The organism is Paenibacillus sp. J22TS3, assembly GCF_018403205.1.
GTDB lineage: Bacteria > Bacillota > Bacilli > Paenibacillales > Paenibacillaceae > Fontibacillus > Fontibacillus tuaregi.
Map to the genome: position 1 here is coordinate 102,633 of NZ_BOSF01000001.1, position 26,557 is coordinate 129,189.

The 26,557-nt window shown below is 49.1% G+C and carries 26 protein-coding genes; 7 read left to right on the forward strand and 19 right to left on the reverse strand.

Annotated features, from left to right (window positions below):
* Positions 1 to 2: 2 nt before the first annotated feature.
* The 6 genes from KJS63_RS00450 to KJS63_RS00475 all read right to left on the reverse strand — a co-directional run bounded on the left by KJS63_RS00450 (position 3) and on the right by KJS63_RS00475 (position 7,373).
* Positions 3 to 1,607 carry an extracellular solute-binding protein gene (locus KJS63_RS00450; RefSeq protein WP_213617491.1) on the reverse strand — a complete coding sequence of 535 codons (1,605 nt, stop codon included), beginning with the start codon at positions 1,605 to 1,607 and terminating at the stop codon, positions 3 to 5.
* Positions 1,608 to 1,645: 38 nt separating this feature from the next.
* Positions 1,646 to 2,554: a carbohydrate ABC transporter permease gene (locus KJS63_RS00455; RefSeq protein ID WP_213617492.1), complete on the reverse strand. Its 909-nt coding sequence runs from the start codon at positions 2,552 to 2,554 to the stop codon at positions 1,646 to 1,648.
* Positions 2,555 to 2,585: 31 nt separating this feature from the next.
* Entirely contained in the window at positions 2,586 to 3,551 is a 966-nt protein-coding gene (locus KJS63_RS00460) for an ABC transporter permease (RefSeq protein ID WP_213617493.1), read from the reverse strand.
* A 376-nt stretch (positions 3,552 to 3,927) separates the two neighbouring features.
* The gene (locus KJS63_RS00465; protein WP_068617633.1) at positions 3,928 to 5,769 is read right to left on the reverse strand and encodes a hypothetical protein; all 1,842 of its coding nucleotides are present in this window, start codon (positions 5,767 to 5,769) and stop codon (positions 3,928 to 3,930) included.
* Positions 5,770 to 6,007: 238 nt separating this feature from the next.
* Positions 6,008 to 7,096: an AI-2E family transporter gene (locus KJS63_RS00470; protein WP_244862454.1), complete on the reverse strand. Its 1,089-nt coding sequence runs from the start codon at positions 7,094 to 7,096 to the stop codon at positions 6,008 to 6,010.
* Positions 7,097 to 7,127: 31 nt separating this feature from the next.
* Positions 7,128 to 7,373, reverse strand: coding sequence for a hypothetical protein (locus tag KJS63_RS00475; protein ID WP_213618281.1), 246 nt, complete (start codon positions 7,371 to 7,373; stop codon positions 7,128 to 7,130).
* Positions 7,374 to 7,715: 342 nt separating this feature from the next.
* Here KJS63_RS00475 and KJS63_RS00480 point away from each other — a divergent pair, with 342 nt between their 5' ends.
* From KJS63_RS00480 to KJS63_RS00490, 3 genes are all read left to right on the forward strand, one after another.
* Positions 7,716 to 9,005: a TrkH family potassium uptake protein gene (locus tag KJS63_RS00480; protein WP_213618282.1), complete on the forward strand. Its 1,290-nt coding sequence runs from the start codon at positions 7,716 to 7,718 to the stop codon at positions 9,003 to 9,005.
* A gap of 89 nt (positions 9,006 to 9,094) precedes the next feature.
* Positions 9,095 to 9,628, forward strand: a complete 534-nt coding sequence (locus KJS63_RS00485; protein ID WP_213617495.1) for a PadR family transcriptional regulator — start codon at positions 9,095 to 9,097, stop codon at positions 9,626 to 9,628.
* Between the two features lie 131 nt (positions 9,629 to 9,759).
* A complete protein-coding gene (locus KJS63_RS00490) occupies positions 9,760 to 10,992 on the forward strand; it encodes an aminopeptidase (protein ID WP_213617496.1) in 1,233 nt (410 codons plus the stop codon).
* Between the two features lie 74 nt (positions 10,993 to 11,066).
* On the opposite strand, the gene KJS63_RS00495 is transcribed toward KJS63_RS00490, so the two are convergent.
* The 7 genes from KJS63_RS00495 to KJS63_RS00525 form a co-directional block, all read right to left on the reverse strand.
* Positions 11,067 to 12,056, reverse strand: a complete 990-nt coding sequence (locus KJS63_RS00495) for a PHP domain-containing protein (protein ID WP_213617497.1) — start codon at positions 12,054 to 12,056, stop codon at positions 11,067 to 11,069.
* Position 12,057: 1 nt separating this feature from the next.
* Positions 12,058 to 12,903, reverse strand: coding sequence for an alkaline phosphatase family protein (locus KJS63_RS00500; RefSeq protein WP_213617498.1), 846 nt, complete (start codon positions 12,901 to 12,903; stop codon positions 12,058 to 12,060).
* A gap of 44 nt (positions 12,904 to 12,947) precedes the next feature.
* On the reverse strand, positions 12,948 to 13,739 hold the full coding sequence (locus KJS63_RS00505; protein WP_213617499.1) for a DeoR/GlpR family DNA-binding transcription regulator: 792 nt from the start codon (positions 13,737 to 13,739) through the stop codon (positions 12,948 to 12,950).
* Between the two features lie 3 nt (positions 13,740 to 13,742).
* Positions 13,743 to 14,801 carry an ABC transporter ATP-binding protein gene (locus KJS63_RS00510; RefSeq protein ID WP_213617500.1) on the reverse strand — a complete coding sequence of 353 codons (1,059 nt, stop codon included), beginning with the start codon at positions 14,799 to 14,801 and terminating at the stop codon, positions 13,743 to 13,745.
* The gene (locus KJS63_RS00515; protein WP_213617501.1) at positions 14,798 to 15,628 is read right to left on the reverse strand and encodes an ABC transporter permease; all 831 of its coding nucleotides are present in this window, start codon (positions 15,626 to 15,628) and stop codon (positions 14,798 to 14,800) included. Before KJS63_RS00515 ends, KJS63_RS00510 begins: the two co-directional genes overlap by 4 nt.
* Complete coding sequence (locus KJS63_RS00520; protein WP_213617502.1) at positions 15,625 to 16,476, reverse strand: ABC transporter permease; 852 nt, start codon at positions 16,474 to 16,476, stop codon at positions 15,625 to 15,627. Before KJS63_RS00520 ends, KJS63_RS00515 begins: the two co-directional genes overlap by 4 nt.
* A 90-nt stretch (positions 16,477 to 16,566) precedes the next feature.
* Complete coding sequence (locus tag KJS63_RS00525) at positions 16,567 to 17,649, reverse strand: ABC transporter substrate-binding protein (RefSeq protein WP_213618283.1); 1,083 nt, start codon at positions 17,647 to 17,649, stop codon at positions 16,567 to 16,569.
* Positions 17,650 to 17,775: 126 nt separating this feature from the next.
* Between KJS63_RS00525 and KJS63_RS26385 the strand changes: the two genes are divergently transcribed.
* The 4 genes from KJS63_RS26385 (at position 17,776) to KJS63_RS00540 (ending at position 20,125) form a co-directional block, all read left to right on the forward strand.
* A complete protein-coding gene (locus KJS63_RS26385) occupies positions 17,776 to 17,904 on the forward strand; it encodes a hypothetical protein (protein WP_280520764.1) in 129 nt (42 codons plus the stop codon).
* A gap of 29 nt (positions 17,905 to 17,933) precedes the next feature.
* Positions 17,934 to 18,512 carry a TraR/DksA C4-type zinc finger protein gene (locus KJS63_RS00530; protein WP_213617503.1) on the forward strand — a complete coding sequence of 193 codons (579 nt, stop codon included), beginning with the start codon at positions 17,934 to 17,936 and terminating at the stop codon, positions 18,510 to 18,512.
* A 223-nt stretch (positions 18,513 to 18,735) separates the two neighbouring features.
* Positions 18,736 to 19,338 carry an RNA polymerase sigma factor gene (locus KJS63_RS00535; protein WP_213617504.1) on the forward strand — a complete coding sequence of 201 codons (603 nt, stop codon included), beginning with the start codon at positions 18,736 to 18,738 and terminating at the stop codon, positions 19,336 to 19,338.
* Complete coding sequence (locus tag KJS63_RS00540; RefSeq protein ID WP_213617505.1) at positions 19,301 to 20,125, forward strand: hypothetical protein; 825 nt, start codon at positions 19,301 to 19,303, stop codon at positions 20,123 to 20,125. Before KJS63_RS00535 ends, KJS63_RS00540 begins: the two co-directional genes overlap by 38 nt.
* Before the next feature lie 68 nt (positions 20,126 to 20,193).
* On the opposite strand, the gene KJS63_RS00545 is transcribed toward KJS63_RS00540, so the two are convergent.
* The 6 genes from KJS63_RS00545 to KJS63_RS00570 all read right to left on the reverse strand — a co-directional run bounded on the left by KJS63_RS00545 (position 20,194) and on the right by KJS63_RS00570 (position 26,470).
* Entirely contained in the window at positions 20,194 to 20,673 is a 480-nt protein-coding gene (locus KJS63_RS00545) for a hypothetical protein (RefSeq protein WP_213617506.1), read from the reverse strand.
* Between the two features lie 130 nt (positions 20,674 to 20,803).
* Complete coding sequence (locus tag KJS63_RS00550) at positions 20,804 to 21,769, reverse strand: ABC transporter ATP-binding protein (RefSeq protein WP_213617507.1); 966 nt, start codon at positions 21,767 to 21,769, stop codon at positions 20,804 to 20,806.
* Complete coding sequence (locus tag KJS63_RS00555) at positions 21,762 to 22,745, reverse strand: ABC transporter ATP-binding protein (RefSeq protein ID WP_213617508.1); 984 nt, start codon at positions 22,743 to 22,745, stop codon at positions 21,762 to 21,764. The genes KJS63_RS00550 and KJS63_RS00555 overlap by 8 nt, the downstream gene beginning before the upstream one ends.
* Positions 22,746 to 22,756: 11 nt before the next feature.
* Positions 22,757 to 23,683, reverse strand: a complete 927-nt coding sequence (gene opp4C / locus KJS63_RS00560; protein ID WP_213617509.1) for an oligopeptide ABC transporter permease — start codon at positions 23,681 to 23,683, stop codon at positions 22,757 to 22,759.
* A gap of 13 nt (positions 23,684 to 23,696) precedes the next feature.
* Positions 23,697 to 24,653 carry an ABC transporter permease gene (locus tag KJS63_RS00565; RefSeq protein WP_213617510.1) on the reverse strand — a complete coding sequence of 319 codons (957 nt, stop codon included), beginning with the start codon at positions 24,651 to 24,653 and terminating at the stop codon, positions 23,697 to 23,699.
* A gap of 71 nt (positions 24,654 to 24,724) precedes the next feature.
* On the reverse strand, positions 24,725 to 26,470 hold the full coding sequence (locus KJS63_RS00570) for an ABC transporter substrate-binding protein (protein WP_213617511.1): 1,746 nt from the start codon (positions 26,468 to 26,470) through the stop codon (positions 24,725 to 24,727).
* Between the last annotated feature and the right edge of the window lie 87 nt (positions 26,471 to 26,557).

Below are 26,557 nucleotides of genomic sequence, written 5' to 3' on the forward strand. Positions count from 1 at the left end.
CGCTACTTGCCGGAATTCCAGCGGTCATATGCCGCCTGATAGAGCTCTACAATGCGGTCTCCGCCCATCTTTTTCACTTGAGCGATATATTTATCCCAGTTCGATAAAGGCTCCTGGCCGGTGATGAACTTCGCTTCCATCTGCTGAACGTAGGTGTTCAAGTCTGAGAGAAGACCTGTTGCTTCCGCCTGCTCTTCATTAGTCAGGTACACGTTAGGGAACGGCGACTTCGCAATAGGAACGAGCTTCTGCTTCGTTTCTTGGTCAATCCACTCATCGAAATCGGTCCGCAGGCCTTTGACGATTTCTGGATCATTCATACCTGGGGTCAGAATGCCGTAGTTCGGTGTAATGGTTCCGCGATATTCCTCCCGGTCTCCTCCACCCGGAACAGGCAGCCACTCTTTGACATGATTAGCTTTGTCTTTATACTTCCAGAGCAGGTTCTCCGGTCCTTGGGAGAACAGGGTTGCCCCATCATAGCTGTACAGGTAATCAATCCAGCGCATACTGGCTTCTGGAGCTGGATTACTGCTAGTGATCGCAAAAGTGCCGTTAGTGCTTATGCCCGGATGCTTGCCGTACACCGGAGAGCCAGGAATCTCGCTCTTCACCGGGGTCATGAGCGGATTGTCCGGTCCAGGCTCGCCTCCCAGCGTGAAGTAAGGGAACCAGTCGCTGAACAAGGCAACCTGGTTGTTTTTGCCCTTGGCTTTCTTCTGCTCATCGGTTTGCGAGAAGGTCTCGTGGTCCAGCAGATCCTCCTTCCATAGACGGTTCATAAAGGTGAGATAGCCCTTATACCCTTCTTCCTGCGGCGCGTAATGGACTTTGCCACCGGCATCCGCGTAATAGGTCTCGCTGTACATTCCCCAGAATCCGAAGAAATACATGCGAAGGTCGTCCAGCTTTACTGAAGTAAGAGGGATTTCATCCTTCTTGCCGTTGCCGTTCGGATCTTCATTCTTCACCCGCTTCAAGAGCGTATACAATTCATCCGTTGTCTTAGGCAGCTCAGTCAGCTTGAGCGTTTTCAGGAATTTGCCGTTATACCACATCGGCCCACGGTACCATACCGCAGCTGTATCAATAAACGGCAGGGCGTACATGTGCCCGTCAGGTGTGGTGAACGACTTGCGGATATCCGGATGTTCATCCAGGATCTTCTTCAGGTTGGGAGCATAACCTTCATCAATATATTTTTCCAGGGGAATCAGTACCCCTTGCGAGCCATAGGTCACTTGCTCCGCTGGCTTCAGATCGGCGGCATAGAAGATATCCGGGAGATTGCCGCTCGCAAAGACCAAGTTCTTCTTGGTAGCAAAGCTGTCGATCGGGGCATTCTGGAATTCAAGCTTGATGCCCGACAGCTTCTCCATCTCCTGCAGAACCGGCATCTTGCTCCAATCGGCAATCCCGGCATCCTGGGACATAACCTTGAGGGTAACCGGCTTGTTTACAATCGGGAAGCCTTCCTTCTTCACCCCATCCGTACTTCCTGCATTTGGGGATGCGGTATCCGCTTTGCCTGAACTGCACGCGGACATCAGGGATGCTGCCAGTGTGAGGCTTAGAAGTAAAACAGACGCTTTGCGAAGTTTTCTCATTCAATAACTCCCCTTTTTTAATTGGTATATGAGTAAGATCAGCCCTTAACCGAACCGATCATCACACCTTGAACAAAGTACCTTTGCAGGAATGGATACACGGCGATCACAGGTACGGTAGCAACAATAATCACCGCATATTTGACCAGTGCCGCAATCTGCGCTTTATTGTTCAGTGCGGATGCAGTAGCCGCATCCATCACACCCCCCGCTTGCGCGGACATCTCCTGAAGGACAAGGATTTGTCTCAAGACCAGCTGAAGCGGATATTTAGCCGAATCATTCAGGTAGATCAGCGCCGAGAAGTAGCTGTTCCAGTTGCCCACGCCGTAGAACAGAGCCATCACAGCAATGATTGGCATCGATAACGGCAGGATAATCTTGACGAACAGCCTGAGGTTCGTACAGCCGTCAATCTGAGCCGCTTCCTGAAGCTCTTTCGGAATGGACGTCTGGAAGAAAGTCCGGGATACAATGATGTTCCAGATGGATGCAGCAGACGGAATGACGATAGCCCACATGGTGTTCACCATGCCAAGCTCTTTCACAAGCAGATAGGTCGGCACCAGCCCCCCGCCGAAGAACATGGTTACCATGAACATACCCATGAAGAAATTCCGGCCCAGAAAATCCTTGCGGCTGAGTGCATAAGCTGCGGGCAGCGTTACGATCAGATTGATAGCTGTGCCTACCCCGGTATATAGAATAGTGTTCGCATAGCCCGACCAAATGCTCTTGTCCTGAAATACTCTTTGGTAGCCTTCAAACGTGATGCCTTTAGGCCACAGCCACATTTCACCGGAACCGACAAACTTCGGATCACTGATTGAAGCGCTGAGCATATAGATGATCGGATAAGCCACAAGGATAAAGGCTAACCAAACATAGATATAATTGCAAATCAGAAAGATTTTGTCCCGGCCGCTCTCTCTCACTGCTGTTGTCATCAGCAGTCCCCCCTTTCTGCACACGTTAGTGCTACCATAAGCTGTTGCTCTCACTTGTCCGCCGCACCATCTGATTCACGGCAATGAGCAGGATGGCATTCACCAGCGAGTTGAACAGACCGATCGCCGTCGAGAAGCTGTACTGGGCGTTAACAAGACCGGACCGGTAAACAAAGGTGGAGATCACGTCCGAAGACTCCATGTTGAGTGGATTTTGCAGGAGCAGAATCTTCTCAAATCCGACCCCGAGCAGACTGCCCATATTCAGTATTAAAAGAATCGTCATCGTGGGCACAAGGACTGGAATGTTAATATGCCTTACCCGCTGAAAGCGTGATGCCCCATCGATTATCGCGGCCTCATGCAGGCCGGGGTCAACTCCAGACAATGCCGCAAGGTAGATAATCGTCCCCCACCCGGCACTCTGCCACACTCCTGAGAAGACATACATTGTCTTGAACCACCTCGGATCTGTAAGGAAATCCGGAGGTTGTATCCCAACCCACTCCATGATATGAATGACAATTCCTGTGGTAGGTGACAGGAATGTGATGATCATACCCGCCATAACCACCACCGAGATGAAGTGAGGCGCATAGGTGACGGTCTGGGCCATTTTCTTAAAGAAACCGCTCTTTACTTCATTAAAAGCCAGAGCCAATATAATCGGAATCGGAAAGCCGATGACCAATTCATACAAGCTGATGCTTAACGTGTTCCAGATCAAATCCCAGAAATAATAGGAATTGAAGAATCTCTCAAAATGATCAAAGCCAACCCATGGACTGCCAAGTATCCCTTTGCTGGGGATGAAGTTTTTGAAAGCAATCTGAATTCCGTACATCGGCAGATAAGAGAAGATAAGGAAGTAGAAAAAGGCGGGGGCAATAAACACATACAGCTCCCAATTTAAAATGATCCTTTTCCAGACCGTTCGTTTCACCTTCCCTGGCTCCCGTATGACACTGCCTGCAGCGATACTCTTCGTATCCTGCATAGAATCACCCCTTTATGTGTTCATAATCCACAGCTGATTCAAGCCGGGTTCCCTGCTGCGCAGCGTATACAATGGAAGGAGATTCGTCTGACTGCGGCTCCGCTTCGTATGCGCTTACATTTCCACGGTATACGAGGGTTTGCAGCTCCGTAAATATGTTATTTCGGACTTAATCGAAAGCGCTTTATCCATCTGGATTGCACTGTCATTGGCCAGCCCTATGACAATTGCTGAATGTGTGGTTTTTGATCCCGGTTAATGCACGTGTAAACTGACAATTTGCTGATATACCGGGGGAACTTACACGCCTCTTTAAGTAAACAGCTGCAAAAATACAAAGAACCCGAATCCTAAGATCCGGGCTCCTTGTTTTAAGTTAGGGCTTGAGTGTCTTCCAGTATTCATATGCGTGAACAGCAATGCCTGTATAGGAATCGTACTTACTGAGAAGAGTTGGAAGCTTAGCTAGTTCTCTCTCAAGAATCGCGCTGCCCAATTCATGGAAGCTGACGTAAGGACCTTCTGAGCTGACTTTGGTCTCGACGGCGAGAACGACAGGCTTGCCCAGTTCGCTGCCGAAGGCGAGTTCTTCCTTGGCCATGTCTGCAATACCGCCGATACCGGACGCATAGTTCCGGAAATCCATAATGGTTACATGATCCATCTTTTGAATGAACCATTTGCTGATTGAGATTCCATCCTCGTCTTTCACCTTGTATCGGTCCAGCCATGCTGCAATGTCTACACTAGTCTGAAGCTTAGAGTTTTTCTTAACTTCTCCGATAAAATAATTCATGTTGCCGGTCCACTCGTTAATGACTCGATCGGTCGCCGACTGCCAAGCCGGGAGTACCCATGGCTCTACATCAAGATGGATACCAAAGAATCTTTCATCCGCGTCGACAAGCCGGTTATAGTTCTTCACATAATTAATTAATTTGGTGATCTGCGCACGGTTCTCGGTAAAGGCATAACCAGTGTTGCCGCCCATGGCATGCACTTCGATTCCTGCTGCGGAGGCCTTCTTCATGAACGGACGGTATGCTGCATAGCCGTAGTCCACATCAATGTGCAGATACAGTACATTAATCTTCTTATTCTTGGCAAATGTGAGAACTTCATCCGGCCGGTTAACTACATCTCCTGCCTCCCAAATATACGTAGCTCTTATATCAGAGCTCCGGTTGACCGGCTTAGCCTCCGGTACCGGGGAATCCGGTTGAGTCGGTTCAGGCTGAGGCACCGGAGTAGGATCCGGTTGCTGCGGAGGCTCCTGACCTGGGTCCGGTTGAGGTACCGGGTCAGGTACGGGTACTGGAACTGGAGCAGGAGTTACAATGTCCTGCTTCATAAGCGCCGCCCAGCCCTCTGCGTCGTTAATCGCCGCTCCGGCATACGATCTCTCACTGCCGAACTGGTCATTCACTTCCCAAAGCGCATCATCAACTAGTTGAGGATCCTTGCCGTAGAAGGATGCATCTGTGCTGCTGGCATCCTCTCTCGTATTCAGGGCAACAACAATTTGTCTGCCCAGCGAGGAAGCCATCTGAATCTGCGGCCGTACACTTTCTATAATTCCACTCTTGTCGTATACACTCGTCTTATAATCTAGAATCGTAACATGATTAAATGATTTGATGAACCATTGCAGAGTTGTGTCCCCGCCGGGGAGCTTATCTCCTTTTAGCCAGTACGGGAGATCGATTCCGAGCTCTGTCCCGGGAAGCTTAGTTGCGGCTGCGGTTATGAACTCCTGTAGATTCGACTTCCAAGAATCCATCACCTCAGAAGCTCCGGTAGTCCACTGCGGAAGGGAATACGCCTCGATTCTCAGATGCACACCTTTTATCTTTTGATCCGCAGCGGCCTGGGCATTGTATGCGCTAACCCAGCTAACCAGGTCAGTCAGCTTAGACTTGCCCGCAGTTAATGCCCAATCAGCACTGCCGTCTAAGGCATGGACTGCAATGCCCCGCTTGCTGGCATTCGCGATAAATTGCCCGTAAACCGTGTTTGGTATCGACCTGTTAACTTGCAGGTAAATGACGTTCACACCTTGTGATGTGGCAAAATCCAGCAGTTTCCCTCCACCATTCTCGATCAGCTCCGTCTGCTTCACCCATGTCGCTTTCACATCATGCCTGGAAGAGAACCCCGTGAGCATGGTAGCTGTGATGACCAACAAGACAATAGCTGCCCAAGAAAACATCCGTTTCATTATTTTCCCCCTCTTATTCGTTAAAATTGGATATGGAACCGACGAAGAAATTTATCGCTCCATGTCTTTTTTTATCGGATTTTGACGAGTGGAATTTAGTAATTTCTACATATTCAGACTAATTTTCATTAATTTTTTTAATATTTTATACACTACGCAATTTCTATTCTAACTTGGTTAATAACATAAAACAAATAAACCGATCCAAAGGATCGGTTTACAGTGCTTATTTACGGGATTAATCTACGATTTCCTCGACTTTTTCAGACAAGAACAATTTGTACAGCCTTACCGTAACAATCTTGATAATCATATATACCGGGATGACCAGAATCATGCCAAGAATTCCGGCATACTCCCCGCCGATTAAGAGCAAAATCACCGTAGTCAGCGGGTGAATGTTGATTGTTTTGCCATAGATATACGGGGCGATCAGATTCCCTTCCACCTGTTGTGCGACAACGATGACAATGAGCACCCACAGGGCCATTGATGGGGATACGGTAAAAGCAACGATGAGACAAGGAATAGCTCCAAGAAAGGCGCCCACATATGGAATGAAATTGAACAAGGCTCCTATAACAGCGAGCAGGAGCGGATATGGAAGTCCAACAATCCAAAATCCGACAAAGCTCATCACCGCAAGGATCACCGCACTGATAATTCGACCGGAGATGAAGCCGCTGAGCGCAGCATCAATGCTCTGCACAACCTGAGCGCCATCACGGGCGAACCGTTTAGGCATGGCTCTGACAATCGCCGGGGAGATCCGTTTGTCCTCTTTTAGCATGTAGTACAGAATAATTGGCACGGTACCAATGATTACAACGAAATCACTAATAAAGTTAAAGAAGTGGGACATATACCCGGTAACCATCTCTACAGCACCGTTAATGTACTCCGTGATCTTGGTCGAGATCTGGGTATTGCCTGAATCGATCATGGACAAGAAACGGCTTTTCTGAATCATTCCGATCTGGGTGCGGACTCCCTCAAGCAAGCTTGGCAGATTGCTTATGAACTCCTGAACCTGCTTCGTGAGCGGAGGCCAGACGACGAAGAAGAAGAGTGTAATCAGTCCCGCAAAGCATAAATAGATCAACAGCACGGATAACATCCGGTTTACGTTTTTGGTATCCAAATAATGCACGATGGGACGAAGCAGATAGTAGAGAAATCCTGAAATCGTCAGCGGCACAATAAGGATTTTGACGAAGGTGACCACCGGATTGAAGATAAAACTGACTTTATGTAACAGAAAAACAATCGTTAACAGCATGATAATGCCTAGGCATGTGCGAAAAAAAGGTTTTTCCAGCAAAAACATCCCTCCCTATTCCTGTATTGGTCTAAAGACCTTACTCTTCGTCCGGCAGCGTATCCATCGCTGCATCCAGCAACCGGTCGAACCACTCGTCATCCTCCTCAATGCGGGCATCAACCGCTAACAGCTCGTCCTCATCCCCGGATTCATTTGCAAAATGGAGACTATAATCCCACTCTTTCCCCCTTTTGCTGAAAAACGTAATTTCATAGTCCTGCTTGTGCCCGGTAACCTTAAATACGGTTCGTCCCAGATAAGTTTCGTCCTCTTGCCGCTGCATAACTGCACTAATTAACTCAAGTTCCACTTTGCCTTCTCTCCTTCGCAATATCAATAGCTTCTATTATTGTATATCCATTGTTATACTGGCATAATCAGAATCAGCTGCAGTATGACATTTGGAGTATGACCTATTATCCTAAATTTTAGAAATAGATTGCTGTAGGTTCACGCTATATCGTATCATGTTTTAGAAAGTCATTCATTTCTTTTTATACCATATCCGAATTAGCAATACCCGCATTTGGTGAATACCTAGTGAAGAGGTGTCTACATCTTGAAAACAGCTATACGCTTCCATCATACCCTTTCGCCCTCCAAGGTTCTGACGGCAGGCTTCGCTATGATTATCCTGACAGGAACAATTCTGCTGTCACTTCCGGTTTCTTCGACTGATGGAAATCGTATTCCCTTGTTGGATGCATTCTTTATGGCCACCTCTGCTACGTGTGTAACCGGTCTTACGGTCCTCGACCCGGGCACAGACCTGACTCTGCTGGGGCAGCTTGTCCTGCTTGTCTTAACCCAGGTGGGCGGTCTGGGTTTCATGACCATGGGGACTATCATTGCGCTGGCTTTCAACAAGCGTATATCATTAAGAGAACGGCTGATTCTCCAAGAGGCTATGAATTACAACTCTATGGAGGGGCTGATCTCACTGATCCGGCGCGTCATCATGTATTCTTTTGTCATCGAAGCCATTGGTGCCGTCCTGCTCTCAAGCCGCTGGGCGCTGGATATGCCGCTTACCCAAGCTGTGTATTTCGGAATCTACCACAGTATTACGATGTTCAACAATGCGGGTTTCGATTTGTTCAGGCAGGTCACAGGCCCGTTCTCGGGTTTAAGCGCTTATGCCCAGGACCTGTATGTCAATCTCGTCATTATGGGATTGATCTTTCTTGGCGGAATTGGTTTTGTGGTGATGTCGGATCTTCTCGAATTCCATACCAAGCGGAAATTAAGTTTGCACTCCAAAGTTGTTCTCTCTTTCTCTCTTGCACTTGTTGTTTTAGGTGCGCTTCTCATTTACATTATGGAGCGGACCAATGAACATACCATGGGACCACTGGGGGAAGGCGGACGCATCCTAGCCTCTTTCTTTCAATCGGTAAGCTCGCGGTCAGGTGGAGTCAGCACGCTTGGCACAACGGATATGAATCCGTCAACCCAGTTCCTTCTAGTTATTCTGATGTTCATTGGAGCTGCTCCCGGCTCAACAGGCGGTGGAATTAAAGTAACCGTATTTGCTGTACTTATTGGAGCTGTGTTCGCCCTCATCAGAGGCAAGGACGACATTGTAATGTACAAGAGACGGCTTGCCAAAGATACGATTATCAAAGCGGTCACCCAAACCTGGTTAGCTTTATTCCTTGTCATTTTCGTTACCATAGCGCTATCTGTGCTGGAGGACCGCAGTTTTTTGCCTATATTATTTGAGACTACCTCCGCATTTGGCACAACCGGCATGAGTCTTGGACTTACGCCCATGCTCACACCAGCTGGCAAAATCATTATATGCATCGTGATGTTCCTTGGAAGGGTCGGCCCCCTCACTCTGGCATATGCACTTGCTCCCCGGTCATCTAAGGAGCTTTACCGTCATCCTGAAGGCAGAATCACAATTGGTTAGCCAATTTACAGATGTCGTGCGTATATACCTTTGAATATAAAACAATTTGAGGAACGAACCAAACCTTCGTTCCATGGGAGGTTAATCAGATGAACAGCTTAGCTTATGCCCTGCTGGCCATGCTTGTCCGTAAGCCGTGCTCCGGTTATGAGCTTGCGGAGATGCTGGAAGTATTCTGGCAGGCCAAGCACAGCCAAATTTATCCGCTGTTGGCCAAGCTTGAGAATGACGGGTATTTGACCCCAGAGAACGTGGAACAAACCGGACGGCCCAACAAGAAGCTGTATCACATCACCGATTCTGGCAGGGACAAGCTCAAAGCCTGGATGGATAAGGCCCCTTCCGTTCCGGTTAGCAGAGATGAATTTCTAATTAAGGCATACTCCATCTCACTGACAGATTCTGCAACAGCCAACCGGTTGTTCGAGGACCGGATCACTTATTACAAAGACAAGGTTTATAAACGGGAGAAGCTGATCCAGGAGATGGAAGCGGAATATGGACCTGACTTAAAAAATCTGGAGCATCAAATCTTCGGAAGATACATTGTTCATCAGCGCAAGCTGCTGATGGAGCAGCAGGAAATCGCTTGGTGCAGGTGGGTGCTTACCTTAATTCGATAATGAATATAAGCTTTGCCATGCACATGTTAATGTTTATAATTCCACGCGGTAAATAGATGAATTATATTTTCTTTATAATTAAGTTTCCTGTAATATAGTACCTGTAACTTAATTGAATGGAGGTCAATTCCATGTCCGATTTTCAACAAAAATTGAACAAATATGCAGAACTGGCAGTTAAAGTAGGTGTCAATGTACAGCCAGGCCAGACGCTGGTGGTCAACTCCAGCTTGGAAGGCGCTGAGCTGGTGCGCCTCATTGTGAAGAAAGCCTATGAAGCCGGGGCCAGAACTGTCAAGGTGAACTGGAGCGACGATACCGTTACCCGTCTGCGGTATGAAATGGCCGCTGAGGAATCTTTCCTTGATGAACCAAAATGGTATGCGGGCGAGATTCTGGAGCTGGTTGAGAACGGAGCTGCCGTGCTTCACGTCATCTCTTCGGACCCGGACTTGCTGAAGGGAATCTCCAGTGAGCGTCTGACCAATCACCAGAAGACTTATGGCAAAGCCATGAGCAAATTCCGCCAATACCAGCAAGCGGACAAGTTCAGCTGGTCCATCGTTGCTGTCCCTTCTGCCGCATGGGCTGCCAAAGTATTCCCGGATGTGCCGGCAGATCAACAGGTTGACAAGCTGTGGGAAGCGATCTTCCGCACCGTTCGTGTGGATCAACCAGATACGCTTGCTGCCTGGGATGAGCACGTGAAGAATCTGAATCAGAAATCGACGTACTTAAACGACAAGAACTTCAAGAAGCTTCATTACATAGCTCCAGGGACGGATCTTACGATTGAGCTTCCGGAGGGTCACCTCTGGGTTGCTGCGGACAGCACTAACGAGCGCGGCCACAAGTTCCTCGCCAATCTGCCTACAGAGGAAGTCTTCACCGCACCGCATCGCACAGGGGTCAACGGGAAGGTGTCCAGTACGAAACCTCTGAGCCATGCCGGCAATATTATTGACGAGTTCACCATTACTTTTGAGAATGGCCGGATCGTCGATGTGAAAGCCAAACAAGGCGAAGAAACGTTGAAGCAGCTCGTCGAGCTGGACGAGGGCTCCCACTATCTGGGCGAAGTTGCCTTGGTTCCACACGGCTCGCCGATTTCTCAATCGGATATTCTTTTTTATAACACTTTGTTTGATGAAAATGCCTCAAATCACCTTGCGATCGGCAGTGCCTATGCCTTTAATCTTAAGGACGGCAAGGGACTATCCCAGGAAGAGCTTCATGAGCGCGGCTTGAACACAAGCATTACACATGTGGACTTTATGGTTGGCTCTGCGGAGATGGACATCTTCGGCATCACAGCTGACGGGGAAGAAATCCAGCTGTTTAAGCAAGGGAATTGGGCTATCTAAACTGAGATAAGTCAAATAAGGATGCATTACGGCTGTTCTAACTTCAGGCCGGATGCATCCTTTTTTTATAACGATTATAAAGGCAGTCTGATCGGCTGCTTGTTTTTAAAACATACGATTTCCTCATAACCGATCGATTTGGCCATAATCACCGCTTCATCCAGCATCGTGCCGATGTCGTCTGGAAAATGGGCATCCGAGCTAAGTGTCACCGGAACTCCATAGCGGTACAGAACTCTGAGGAAATTCGGACTCGGACACATCTCCTTAACCGGATAACGGTAAGCGAGACCGGTGTTAATTTCCGAGGCGACTCCCGCATTAGCCAAAGCCGATGCAACAGCTTCATACCAACCCAGCAATTTGCCCTCCGATGGGCGATAGCCAAACACTTTCAGGTTATCCAAGTGGGCAATGAACTGGAACAAGCCGCTGTTCACGGCTTTAATCACCGTCTCAAAGTGCCGCGCGTACAATTCATGAAGCGGCTGTTCCTTGAAATGATGCTGGGTTTCCGGATTGTCAAAGCCCCAACCGTTAAGAAAATGCACCGAACCGATAATATAATCGAACTCATATTGGGAGAGCAGCTCGCCCAGTTCCACTTCCCCGTCCTCGAAGTAATCTGCTTCGACTCCAACCGATAAATTCCCATAGAACCTGGCGGCGTTCTGAACACCTTCCAGATAATTGCGAATGGAATATATACATACCTGATCGAGCCACTCCCTTTGAAGCCTCCCGATGGGGCTGTCATCCAGCAGCATGTGCTTCTCATAATAGGGCTTAAATTCCTTAAACCGGTACAGATGATCTACAACGCCAAAATAGCTGATCCCCTCGCGTGAACCCTTTTCCAAGTACTTGGTGATCCATCGTTCCGAATAACAGCCCTCCTCCATGCGTCTTGAGAGCTGACGCACTACAGATTGGACCGCTTCCAGACTGTTTGGACTTACCGACTCCGGTGTCCGCCGTGTAGACTGAAGAGCCAGACATGTGCGCTGAAGCCAATTTAGACTATAAGGCCCTTCTTCCAAGTGAAAATGAAAATCTACCTTCACATCAATTCCCTCCCGGATGTTCTCCATTAAACTTAAAGCCTGGCACCTTGGTGTAGATCATCTCTTCCGTTACTGGAAGGGACATCATCCGGCACAGCAGCGGAGCTATGGTGAGCTGCGGGATATATTGATCCGTATAACTGCCTGGCTCGAACATAGAGCCTATGCCATAAAGTGGAACATCCCTCTCTTCCTCTCCCGTACCACCATGCTGTCCATCCTTGTTCATGCCGTGATCGGACGTCACGATGATCTCGTACCCGAGAGACATCCAGAGTGGAAGGAATGTCGCCAGAATCATGTCGGCCTCAAGCGCCTTCCCCCGGTACTCTCTGGAATCTGAGGAGAACTTGTGTCCGATATCATCAATTCCCATGGGATGGATGTAGAGGAAGTCAGGGTCATGCTGGCGCCGCAGAATCTCGGCATCTACAAATAAATGAGAATCGGGATATCCATCGTCAAAATAAAACTTGCCATGCTGGATCGGTAGCTTTACGTCATGCTGCTCCCGGTCTTCAATCCGGTCGAAGGGAGCACGGTTATACAGTTCGCTTACCCAGTAATAAGCGGCTGCAGCGGTAGTCAACCCCTTCTCCGCAGCCAGATGAAACAGACTCTTCTGCTTGGATAATCTGACGATATGATTCGCAGTAATGCCGTTCACCGAGCTAGGAGTACCGGTAAGAAGCACTTCGTACAGAGGTCTGGATAGACTGGGAAGCTCGGATTTCACCTTGTAGCATGCGGCCTTCGAGGCTTCAACCAGATGATTCAAATACCCCATGGACGCTCTTGCAGTTTCGTATTTGAGCCCATCTAACACAATCATAATAACCTTGGCCATGTTCCATTCCTCCTGTTCTTCTCTTTCCTTCCGTTGTTATAAAATTACCCGCTATCCGGTGTAATCCACTCTACCTTCTTGCGCTTTATGAATTCCTGCCAGGAAGGCGGAGGATTCTGATCAGACACAATCACATCACACTTCTCCAAGGGCATAATCGGAGCGAATGTATTAATCCCAAACTTGGAATGGTCCGCAAGAACAACCACTTCTTGAGCCGCCTCTGCAAATACACTGGACATAGATGCTTCATTGAGGTCATAATCCGTGAACCCGTGGGTGAGTGAGACACCACCTACAGAGAGAAAGGCCTGATCGATATTGAACCCTCTCATCATCCGCTCTGCAAGGATCCCTGAGACAGACAGCTGCCTGGAACTTGCCTCTCCGCCCAGAATGATCACCTTCCCATCGAACAGGTCACGACTGAGCGCCTCCAGCAAACAGGATGCAACCGGAATCGAGCCTGTTAAAATCGTTAAACCAGTCCGCCCGGAAATGGCTTGCGCCATTTCAAGTGTGGTCGTTCCCCCATCAATCACGATGGTTCCCCCATCTTTAACCAGCCCGGCAGCGCGTCCGCCAATAGCCTTTTTCTCGGCGGCATGCATATTCTGCCTCTGGGTGTATGGGGCTTCATCACTGCGGAATGAGGATTTGACGGCCCCACCATAGACTCTACGTAAGTAGCCCTGCCGTTCAAGCACTTGAAGGTCTCTGCGGATCGTCTCCATGGAGACACAGAACTGCTCAGCCAGGGGAGCAACCATGACCTTGCCCTCCCGCTCCAGTTCCGTTAGAATTCTGGTTTTTCTGCCTTCTGCTAATACAGACATGACTTACACCTCACCGGCCTCAAGCGGAATACAAGCCGCCAGTTCAAACTCTATCCGGACAGGCTCTCCATCGTGAGCTTTGGTTACCGGTGATGCGTTAAGCATATCTGCATGAAGCTTCACCCCATCCGCTTCAATCTGATAGCGGATTATATTGCCCAGCATGACAGACTCAAGCACCACACCTGTTACGGTTACAGAAGACCCTTCCTCTCCCGCCCCCGTCGGCCGCTCAGAGGTGCCGGCACGCTCCGGCGTCACCGCCACCGCCTCTGGACGAAGCGCATAGTATATGCCTGAAGCAAGCGGCTGTCTCGTAAGCCTCATCAGTTCTTCCGCGGCTATGACGTTATAGCTGCCGATAAAGCGTGCCGCGAACTCATCTCTAGGACGTGAGTAGACTTCATCCGGTGTGCCCGTCTGCACGATCCGTCCCTGATTCATCAGGCAGACTTTATCCGAGATCGTAAGGGCTTCCTCCTGATCGTGGGTAACGAACAGCATCGTCATTCCCACCCGCTTCTGGATCTGTCTTAGCTCTGTACGAAGATGCTTGCGGATCTTGGCATCAAGGGCACTGAGAGGTTCATCCATCAGCATCAACTTCGGTTCCACAGCCAGTGAACGGGCCAGGGACACCCGCTGCTGCTGCCCGCCGGACAACTCATGAGGATAAGCTTTGGCTTTATCCTCCAGGTCCACAAGTTGGAGCATCTCCCCGACCTTTGCTTTGATCTGTGGCCCGCTCTTCTTTTGAATCGAAAGTCCAAAAGCGATATTGTCATAGACATTCATATTGGGGAACAGGGCATACGATTGGAAGACCATTCCAACGTCCCGGCTTTTGGGCGCAAGCCCGGTAATATCTCTTCCCCCAAGAACAATCCTGCCCCGGTCCATGCCGGTGAGGCCGGAAATACATCTGAGCAATGTGCTCTTCCCGCATCCGCTTGGCCCGAGCAGGGTGACCATTTCTCCTTCATTCACTTCAAGATCCAGTTCCTTCAGAACCGAAATCCTGTTAAATGTTTTATTCACTTGATTCAGGATTAAGTAGCTCATAGATTTGATCCTTTCTTGGTTACCGGTGTGGATTGTTTATACAGAAGACTGCTGAGCGCAAGGAGAAGTCCAGAGAGGACGAGAATAACCAGGAAATAGCAGATGACCACAGCACTTGCGACATGCCCGCTCTCAATCAGTCGATTGTACAAATAAATTTGGATGGTCTCGAACCGGCCGCCCACGAGCAGATTGGCTAGCACAAACTCACCGAACAGAATGGAAAATGACAGCAGCACAGAGACGCGGATTCCCGGCAGAACGTTGGGAATGATGATCCTGCGGAAGGCTGCAAGTTTCCCGGCGCCGAGCAGTTCTGCTGCTTCAATAAGCTCCTTGGCCCGTACGGTCCGCATACTGTTTCGTATCCCCTGGTACATATAAGGAAGAACAGCGACAAAATACACGCCAACCAGAATCCAGATCGTACCGGAGATCGCCACCGGACCGGACGAGTACAATTTGAGCAGTCCCACAGCCATCACCACAGGCGGGGCGGCATAAGGAATCAGCACCAGGATATTGAGCAGTCTCTCCAGCTTGGGTAGGTAGACTGTGACAATAAAGATCGTTGGCAGCATGACAACAACACTGAGAGTTACACTTAGGAAACAGATTCCCAACGTTCTCCACATGGACTCCTGAAATCTGGAATCAAGAAACAATTGACGGAACCAGTCCAAGGTCCATTCATCTGGAAGGATACTGCTCTGCCATGATCGGGCTAACGAATAGATTAAGGTCGCTATAAGCGGAAGAATCAGATAGATCATCGTCAGGGTAAGAACCACCGTGGGAAAGACACGCCCTTTTCTTTCGTTCTTCATCCGAGATCCCTCCTTACCCGCTTCATTAAACGGTCATTAATCCACAAGCTCAGAACCATGGTTAAGCCAAGCACCATGGCCAGCGCGCTGCCAAGCTGCGGCCTTGTTATGACCTCACCGGCAACTAGGGAACTGATCCGGATGGCAAGCAGATTGTAGTTGGCACCGACCAGCGCATAGGCTGTGGCATAGGCCCCCATGGCATTCGCGAACAGAATGGTGAAGGTTCCTGCCGCCGCAGGCAGCAGAAGAGGCAGAGCAATACGGCGCCAGTACTGGAAGGCTCCCGCTCCGAGCAAAGCCGAGGCCTCCCTCCACTCCTCCCGGATGCCGTAATAGGTCGGGTAGAGCAGAAGCGCTGCGAGCGGAATTTGGAAATAAACGTATACGAGAATAAGACCTGACCACGAATACAGATTAAAGCCTGAAAAGATGGAAAGCCCCCATTGCTCGAACAAGAGCGTAAATACCCCATTGCTGCCAAGCAGGATAATGTAGGCGAATGCCAGAGGAATCCCGGCGAAGTTAGAGGTCATATTGGAGATCATTAGGACGCGTGTCCGGGTTCGCTCCGATACCCGGGTGATCGCATAGGCTATGAACAAGCCGGCAATGATTGCAATGAAGCTGGATGCGGCAGAGATCAGCAAGCTGTTCTTGATTGCCTGAAGGTAGAACATCTTGGTGAACGCCGTGACATACTGCTCGAATGAAAAGCCGGTGCCCTCATCATTCTTGAAGCTTTCTACAACTACAGAGAGCGTCGGCAGAATCTCAAAGGCCAGAATTAATATGCAGAAAGGAACCAACGCCAGCAGTAGCTTGATATCCACTCGCCGTTTCAACATGAGGATTCTCCTTTTTAGCCGAAACAGTTACTTCCCTGTTGGAAAGTAACTGTATGGTGAAAAATTCGTTGCAATTTTGAGTTGCGTCATTTAGTTCATATGGACAAGAACTCTCTCCTGCCACAGTTCAGGAATCTGCTTGGAAGTGGCTTCCCATGCCTTGAAGTCCTTGATCGGCTTGGCAGTCTTGTACGCTTCGGTAGGCAGCAGCTTGGCAGCCACATCTTCCGGAAGCTTCACGCTGTCCCGGATTGGCCGGGCAAAACCTTTGGCAAGGTTGATCTGTCCTTGATCACTCAGGATATACTCACGTGTCAGCTTTGCCGCATTCGGATGGGGCGCATATTTGTTGATGATGGTTGCGTAACCGCTGACGACACTTCCTTCAGTCGGAATGGTAACCTCATAGCTGTCAGGCCCTAGTTGAGCCCGATAGCCCAACGCGTTGAAGTCCCAGAGGAAAGCGACTTCCACCTCACCTTTCTCCAAGTTGGCCAGGGTCAGATCGGTCTTGGCCAGACGTCCGGCCTTGGCGAGCTTTTCAAAAAAATCGATACCCGGTTCGATATTCGTCTCATCTCCGCCGAAAGCTATCGCGGCAGCCAGAACTGCGCTTTGCGCCTGGGCGGCCTTGGTAACATCGCCAACCGAAATTTTATAATTTCCTTTAAGAAGATCATCGAAGCTTTTTGGAGGATTAGCTACTTTTTTCGTATTGGTCAGGATCGAAATCGTCCCCTGATACCCTACAACCCAGTGTCCATCCTTGTCCTTGGCCCAATCCGGAATCTCGTCCCAATGGGAGGTCTTGTACGGCTGTGTAACCCCTTTATCCACGGCAACTGGGCCAAAAGCCATACCTACATCCCCCAGATCGGCGGTGGGCTTGTCTTTCTCCGAGTCAAACTTGGCAATCTCCTCGGCACTCGACATATCGGTATCCGTATGCTTCAGTCCATACTTGGCCGTAATATCGTTCCAAGTATCTTTCCAGTTCGCCCATGAATCCGGCATACCTACACTTACAATTTCCCCTTCCGTTTTGGCCCCTTTCTGCAATTCCTCCAAGCTGACGACCGCTCCGTCTCCGGCTGATGCGCTTGCTTCTGTCGAAGCTGATTTACCGCAGCCGGACAGCATGGAACCGGCAAGTATTACAGCGGCTAACCCCATAAAAGCTTTTCTCACTGATTTTCTCCTCCTTGAACCTCATGTGATTTGTTGTGACTTTATGTTGTTTCCGTATGACTTCATTGTAGGAGGGCATCATCAGCAGCATTTCAAGTGGAGGTAAACCTCATGTTAATTTGCAAATTAAGCAAATATACTGTGGAAACAAGAAGCGGCATCAGCGTTTACAAAACTGCAGTTCTCATCTCTTCGCTTCAAGCGAAGCTGCGTCATAACAACGGGCCGGAGGGTAAGTAAGGATATATCAGAGACAGGAGGAAGCCACAATGAGCCATTTAACCGATTCACAACTGAACAAGCTGGAACAGAGCCTGCTGGAAGAGAAGCAAGAGCTCGAGCATCATTTCGAAGGAGATGATACCGAGGTTGATCATAATGAATCGCTTCGTGCTTCGACGGGGGAACTAACCGCGGTGGATAACCATCCAGGCGATGTCGGCACCGAAACGTTCGAGCGGAGCCGGGACATGGCGATCGATGACAATTTGGAGTGGGAGCTTGAGCAGATCAATCATGCCCTCGAGCGGATTAAATCCGGTGAATACGGGACCTGTGAAGTCTGCGGAAAAGAGATTCCTTATCTGCGCCTGCAGGCCCTCCCTTATACGGCCTTCTGTATTGACCACACGCCTGAACGTAAGCTATCGGACGATCGGCCTATTGAAGAGCAGGTAATGACGCTTCCACCCAAGGGGGCTGGTGAGCATCGGCAGCAGGATGCCGGACGTTTTGACGATGCGGATGCCTGGCACACGGTCCAGGAATACGGAAACTCGGACTCTCCAGCCATGGCCGCCAAAAGAAATGTCAAAGACTACAATTCCATGTCCACTGACGAGGAATAATCGGATTCAGTAATAATAGGATGAATGGCACTTCCGCCTGGAAGTGCCTTCTTTTTGTCAGCTATGCAGCTGTGACACTTTCTCGTAATACATATCTTTACAAGGAAAAATGAGGTAAAATGACTAAAGCACACCACCCACTCATCCATCTGTCGATACTGCCAACTAGGTTCAGGTGGTTCTTATGTATTAAATAAGCATTGCAGGTAGAGAGGGGATTACCATGCCGGAGAAGTTGATCTATCTTCTGGCTGCCAGTTACCATGATCTCGATGAGATCATTCAGGAGCAGGTATACTACAATTTTTACGAGCTCGTGTATGGCATGATCTTGTATATCGTGAGGGATCATTCGGCAGCTGAGGATGTTATCCAAGAGGCTTTTTTGAAAGTCATTCGCAAGAAACCCGCCTTTGAAAGCGAACAAAAAATGAAAGCCTGGTTAAAGGTTGTTACCAGGAACACAGCGATCAATTATTTAAGAAAAAATAAAAAATTTCGTAACCATTTAGATTCGGACAGTGTTTTTATAAATACAGAACCTTATAACCCGGAGCCTTCCGTCGAGCAGACCGTCGAGGCCAAAATGCTGGAAGAAGCTATTATCAGCTGTCTGGAGAGGCTGAAGCCAGAATACCGTCAGCTCGTTGAGTATCGATGGAAGCAGGGCCTTACTTATAAAGAGATCGCAGATGAATTGGATACGGATGAAGATGTCGTCAGACAGAGACTTTACCGGGCAAGAGAGAGTATCAAGAAGATGCTGAAAAAGGAATGGGGTGAGATCGATGCGAAGAAATTCAACAAGGTGGGATCCAGATTGTAATGAACAGCTGGATCAGCTGATTCATGATGCCCTCTCCAGGGCCCCTCAATATTCAGTACCTACTGAAGAGCAGAAGAAGACTTCCTGGCTTGAAGTAAAACAGAAGCTGGACATGGAGAAACGGCGAAACCGGATCAGAACCAAAATGCAGTGGTTCAGCGTTGTTGCCGCATCCATCACACTGGGAGCCCTGCTCTTCTCGCCTCCGCTAATGACCCAAGCCGTATCGCCTTTCTATCAGCAAATCAAGCAAATGGGAACGGGACTGATTCAAGTGGTCTTCGGCAAAGATACGTACGTTGATACGACCCACGCGAAGACCGCTCCTCCTCCTGACGTGGATCGTGAGGATCAGAGCAAAGCCTTCATCACGCTGGGTGAAGTAGATAAGCTGGAGCCTCAGCTGGTCACGTTAGAAGAAGCGAAGCGCAGTCTGTCATTCCCCCTTCCTAATCTTCCTTCTCTACCTTCACGGTTTCAGTTGGAGAACATCTCTTTATTCCAGACAGAGAGGGATAAGCCAGCGGGATGGATTGAATTCAGATACAAGACGAAGGATGCGAAGCTATTCTGTATCAGTATGAGAAGAATGGAAGGCAACCGGAGCATCAACTCAACCAGCACGGTAGATACACGTGAAATTAAGCTTGATAATGGGAGCAAAGCTTTTTTTTCCGGTGGAGAGCTCCCCCAGATTAAATTTATGGAGGATAATATCTATATTCATATGTACGGAGCCCTAACGGAAGAAGAACTTCTGCAGGCCGCGAATCAAATCGGTAATTGAGTTAATCAAAACAAAAATCAGGGACCGTCTCTGCGACGGCCCCTGACTTGTCATGCTAGCAGACTCGTTTAGCTGCCAAGAAGTGAATTGCTGTAGACAACGGACTGTTCATAGATTCCGCCCTGGCTGACCCAAAGTACGGCCTTCGCACGATAATAGTACCCGCTCTTAACCTCAAAGTTAGCGTAGCCCTTCAAGTTGCTTACATTAGAGTCGCTTAAATTCACTGAAGGCCCATCCTCCCAATTCGTGCCTGTCCACCGCTGCAGGGTAAATATGATGCCCATGGATTCTACCTTTTGATTCGCAATCGTCTCCGCAGTACATTTTACTTTGAGTGACCCATTTGACTCAATGAGTACATTGCCCCCATATAAGTACTTGTTAGCTGCTCCGAGGATATATGTATTTGTCTCCTGCGGCGGCGGGGATGTGAGCGCAGGGCCCTTACTCGCTTCCGCACCCACACTTACTGGTGCTGCCAGCAGCATGAACACCAAGATGAAAGACAGTACTGCAGATGAAGCCAATCGTTTTGAAACCTTCATAACTAATCTACTCTCCTTATTTATATGATTACTACAACTAATTAACATCATTGAAAGAAGAGTAGTTACATAGTTAGCAAAAAAATGTTGAAAATTAGCGTAAGTTGTTAGGATTATCAGCGCTTCTCTCTTATACTAAATGACACGCCACATAATGGCCGCCGCCGGCATCGCGGAAATCGGGCACTTCCTCCCTGCATTTCGCTTCCGCAAATGGGCACCGGGTATGAAACTTGCAGCCGTGCGGCGGGTTAGCCGGACTCGGGATGTCCCCTTTAAGAACAATCCGCTCCCTCTTTAATTTGGGGATAGGAACAGGCACAGCTGAGAGCAGCGCCTTCGTATAGGGATGAAGCGGATTATGGAACAGTTCATCTCTGGATGCGGTCTCAACCATGGAGCCTAAATACATAACACCGATCCGGGTGCATAAATGCTCCACAACACTAAGGTCATGGGAGATAAATAAATAGGCAAGCCCTCTGGTCTCTTGTAGATTGCGGAACAGGTTAATGATCTGGGCCTGGATCGAGACATCCAGCGCCGAGACCGGCTCATCCGCAATAATGAGATCCGGGTTCAAGATCAGCGCCCGGGCGATGCCAATCCGCTGCCGCTGACCGCCTGAGAACTCATGCGGGAACCGGTCGATATGGTAAGCCGACAAGCCGCATGATGCGAGCACCTCCTGAACACGCTCCCGGATTTCTCCCCGGTCAGCCAGGCCATGGTCGAGAAGCGCTTCACCAATCGCATCACCTACCCTTACCCTTGGATTCAAAGAGCTGTAAGGGTCCTGAAAGATCAGCTGCATTCGGGGCCGAAGCTTCCGAAGCTCCTGCGGGGCAAGATTATAGACATCGATTCCCTTGAATTTCACTTCTCCGCTCGTCTTATCCGTTAATCTGACGATGGTTCGGCCTACTGTGCTTTTTCCGCTGCCGGACTCGCCTACCAATCCAAAGGTTTCCCCTGGTCCAATCGTAATGGAGACATCGTCAACCGCCTTAACATAACCCGTAGTTCTGTTCAGAAGACCGGACTTCACAGGGAAATATTTCTTCAAATGTTGAACCTCGAGCAGCTGCTCAGGCATACACTTTCGCCTCCTCGTACAGCCAACAGGCTGCCTTCTGCTGTTCCCCAACCTTCTTCAGATTTGGTTCTTCTATACGGCACACAGCCATGCAATGCTCACAGCGATCGTGAAAATAGCAGGACGGCTGAAGCTCCAACGGATTCGGCACCTGCCCGGGTATCGAATACAGCTCATCCTGACGCTGGTTAATCACCGGTTTAGATCGAAGCAGGCCCTGCGTATAAGGATGCTTCGGGTTGGCAAATAGCTGGGTAACCTCGCCCTCTTCGACAATTTTGCCGGAATACATAACGATGACATAATCCGCCATTTCAGCGACAACCCCCAGATCATGGGTAATCAGCAGAATGGACATGTCCGAATCCTCTTTGAATCTGCGAAGCAGATCAAGGATTTGCGCCTGGATCGTAACATCCAGGGCCGTAGTCGGCTCATCAGCAATCAACAGCTTTGGGTTACAGGAGATTGCGATCGCAATCATAATCCGCTGCAGCATGCCCCCGCTAAGCTCATGCGGGTAGCTCCGGAAAATCTGCTCAGGACGGGAGATTCCCACCTGTTCAATTAACTCAATAGCCCGGGTGTGCGCATCCCGGCGGCTTAAGTTCAGATGAACCCGAAGGGGTTCCACAATCTGTTCGCCAATCGTAATCACGGGATTCAGAGATGACATTGGCTCCTGAAAAATCATGGCGATCTCATTCCCCCGCAGATGGCGAAGCTCATGCCTGTTCAGCTTGGTCAGATCACGCCCGTCAAAATGGATCGATCCACCGGCCACTTTCCCCGCCGGACCCTCGATAAGCCCCATGATGGACATCGCCGTAATGCTTTTGCCACAGCCGGACTCTCCCACAATGCATACCGTCTCCCCTTTGCGGACATGCAGACTAATGTCATCAACCGCCTTGATCGTTCCTTCTTCTGTTTTGAAATGTGTGCTTAGATGTTCAATATTCAGTAAATCGTTCATCAGATGTCCACCTACTTCTTCTTTTTCGGGTCCAGCACATCCCTCAGACCGTCGCCAAAAATATTGATTGCGATAACCGTGATAAATATCGATAACCCCGGAGGAATCCAGAGCCAAGGACGGTTTTGGAAATCGAGCATATTGTTTGCCGCATCAATCATGTTCCCCCACGTTGCCGTCGGGGGCATAACGCCGAGTCCAAAGAAGCTCAGCACGGACTCCATCAGGATGGAGCCCCCAATATTCAAGGTGGCTATAACAATCAGAAGCGGCACAATGTTCGGAAGCAGATGATGAAACAGCTTACGCTTCGCACTTAACCCTAGGATAGTCGCAGCCTGCATGAACTCCCTCTCCCGCAGGCTCAGCATCTGCCCTCTCACAAGACGGGCAAGAGAAGGCCAGCCTATTAGACTAAGCATGACCATTACGATGTACATCCTGTACTCTGTCGGCACCTTCCACTCCGAGAGTAGAGCCCCGAAGATAAACAGCAGCGGCAGTCCAGGGATCGTCAGCAGAAGATCCGCAATCCGCATAATCAACTGGTCGACAATTCCTCTGAAATACCCGGCGATTACTCCAAGCAGCGAGCCAATCAAAACGGACAATACCATAGAGGCCAGCCCTACAGTGAGTGAAATTCTCCCTGCTTGAAGAACACGCGTCAGGACATCCCTGCCCAGTCCGTCCGTACCGAGCCAATGCCTCATATTAGGGGGACGGTTCATGATATTCATATGAATTTTGTTGCTGGCATACGGAGAGAAGACCGGTCCTATAAAACATGCCAGGAACATAATAACTACCACAACGAGGCCAATAACAGCGAGCTTGTTCCGAAGCAGCCGCTGCATGGATTGTCTCCAGATCGATGATTTCGCACGCTCTTGTCTGGCTGATCCTCCCGCGGTAATCTCACGGCCTATAGATGACATGGTGATAACCTCCTTATTGCAGCTTGACGCGCGGATCGGCCACATGATAGAGAATGTCCGACAGAAGCGTCCCAATCACAGTTAATACCGCGATCAGCATGGTGAACCCTACGAGCAGAGGGTAATCCCTTAAGCCGAAGGATTGCATATACAGCTGGCCGATCCCTGGCCAGTTGAAAATTTTCTCTATAATCAGCGAGCCTCCAAACAGAGCCGGAAGCTCAAATCCAACCAGCGTGATCGCAGGCAGGAGGGCATTTCGCAGCGCATGCGTGAACAGCACTTTTCGCTCGCTAAGCCCTTTGGCCCGCGCCGTGCGGATATAGTCCTGCTTGATGACATCAATCATGTTGCTGCGGAAATACCGGGTCAGCGAGCCCAGCCCCAGCAGCGTCATCACAATTACAGGCAGGGTCATGTGCTGAATCACTTCCTTGACATAAGCAAGCCCTGTGGAGTTGCTTCCAGTAGTGAGCATTCCTCCTGGCGGAAGCCAATGAAGATCAACGGCCAAGGTCTTAATAAGGAATAATCCGATAAAGAAGGACGGCAGTGACATGGCGGCAAAAATACCAATCATCACCAGCGTATCGAACCAGGAATACTGCTTATAGGCGGCAATCACCCCAATAATGACCGCAATGACCCAGGTCAGAAATGTAGAAACGACCGCAAGCAGAAACGAATTCCAGATATATTGATTAAATAGAGTCAATACCGGGGTCTGCTGGGACAAAGAATAACCGAAATTACCGTGCAGAGCGTTCTTCATCCAAATCAAATAGCGTTCCAGCAGCGGTTTGTTCAGGCCGTAAATCTCTCTGAGCTCCGCTTTCCTCTCCGGGGATAACTTCATATTCCCGCTGATGAAATCCCCCGGGGTAAGGGCATACAGGCTAAAGACCAGAAAAGACGCAGCCAGCAGGATAACCAGCATATAGATAAATCTTTTTGAAATATACGTGCTCATGACCGGCTCCTTCATCTATATTCCCCGCTCCACCCTAACTCAAGCTTTGCGGAGCGGGAACAAATTCATGGTTACTTGCTGAGGGACCATTCAGGCAAACTTTCAGAAATTCCATTAAACGGGCTTACGCTAAGATTCTGAATCCGGCCATTATAGCCATATACCGTCTTTTTGTAGCTGGTAAAGATGACCGGTAGCTCATCGTTCAGAAGCTGGAATATTTCTTTGTAAATTTTCTTGCGTGCTTCAATGTCCGTAGTGGCAAGTGACTGCTTGTAGAGCTCGGTAAATTTCGGATTGTTGAACCCTTTCACATCTCCATTCGGCAGGAACATAGCCAGCCCGTCAGAAGGATCACTCAGCATCGGTGTAGAGAAGCTGGCCATGTCATAATCCTTGCTTTCCACTTTAGAGACCAGCGCATTAAAGTCTGCAAACACTTCAGGCTGGAAGTCGATGCCCAGCGCTTGGAAATTCTCTTTTGCAATCGGAATGAAGATATCGGTCCCTTTGTTCTTTGAACCCAGGAAATGAATCGTCAGCTTCTTACCATCCTTCACCCGAATTCCATCTGACCCCGCCTTCCATCCAGCCTCATCGAGCAGCTGCTTTGCCTTCTCCAAATCATGTTTATACGGGTTAATTCCTTCCTCCGTATAAGCCCAGGATATGGGTGATGCAGGAATGTTAGCGATAGCCCCAGCACCTTGAGCAGCATCCACGTAAATGCTCTGGCGGTCAAGACCGTAGGTTAGGGCCTGCCTTACCTTCTTATCTTTCAACTGTTCATGTTCAAGATTTAACTGCAGATATCCATACGAGCTTGGGGTGTAAGATAGAATGTTGGCGAAGCCCAGAGCTTTTAACTTATCAATGTTCTCCTGGGTGGCACTGAAACTGGCAAAATCAATCTCTCCAGTCTCCAAATACTGCCAAGTATCCCCTTCAGACGTTTTATAGATGAAATGCTCCGTTTTGGGTTTGCCTTTGTAATAATACGGATTAGCCACAAAACGCACTTCCTGACCAGGTATGAATTTCTCCAGCGTATAAGGTCCTGTTCCCACCGGAGACAAATACAGCTTCTTTATGTAATCAAGATTGCCGAATTTGTAATCCTTTCCGTAATAAGCCTTTGATAGTACAGGGCCACCCAGCGTAGTAAGAGCGGTCGCATTTGGCTGTTCCAAGGTAACCGAAATGGTTAGCGGGTCAATCACCTTAATGCCGGAGACCGTTTTGGCTTTACCGGCTTTGTAGTCAGCTCCCCCTTTCACATGAATCACATCGACTGCTGTATCCCCGGAGTATGCTTTATCGTGAAGAATAGTCCATGTAAAAGCTACGTCATCCGCAGTGACTGGGGAGCCATCACTAAATTTCAGGTCTTTGCGCAAATGGTATGTAATCGTTAAGTTATCCGGCGAGATGTCCCATTTCTCGGCCAGATCTGGTGCAGGTACACCTTTGTCATCCGTAGTGACGAGTGAGGATTGCAGCTGTGAATTGACATTACCGTCATACCCGCTCTGGGTAAAATAGGGGACAAATGCTCCGGCAGGATCGGTCAGACTCGCAATAATGGTATCCGTCCGCTTCTTGGCGGCTTCCGGAAGCTTAGACAGGTCCGCCGCTTGGATGACCTGGCCATTTGCTTGCTCCGACGAGGCGGAGCCCGTTGTCGTTGTCGCTGTTGGATTCGTTACTGCTGCGGCTCCAGATGCCGGTGCAGCATCGTCCTGATTATCAGAGCAAGCGCTGAACAGTAATGAGCTCGCCAGGATTAGTGAAGATAGTAAAAGTGTGCTTTTTTTCATAGTATCCTCCCCTATGCCAATGAATATAATATATTCCGATCAATTAACTATGTATTGTGATCGATACAGCTATTATAAGTATCCGTC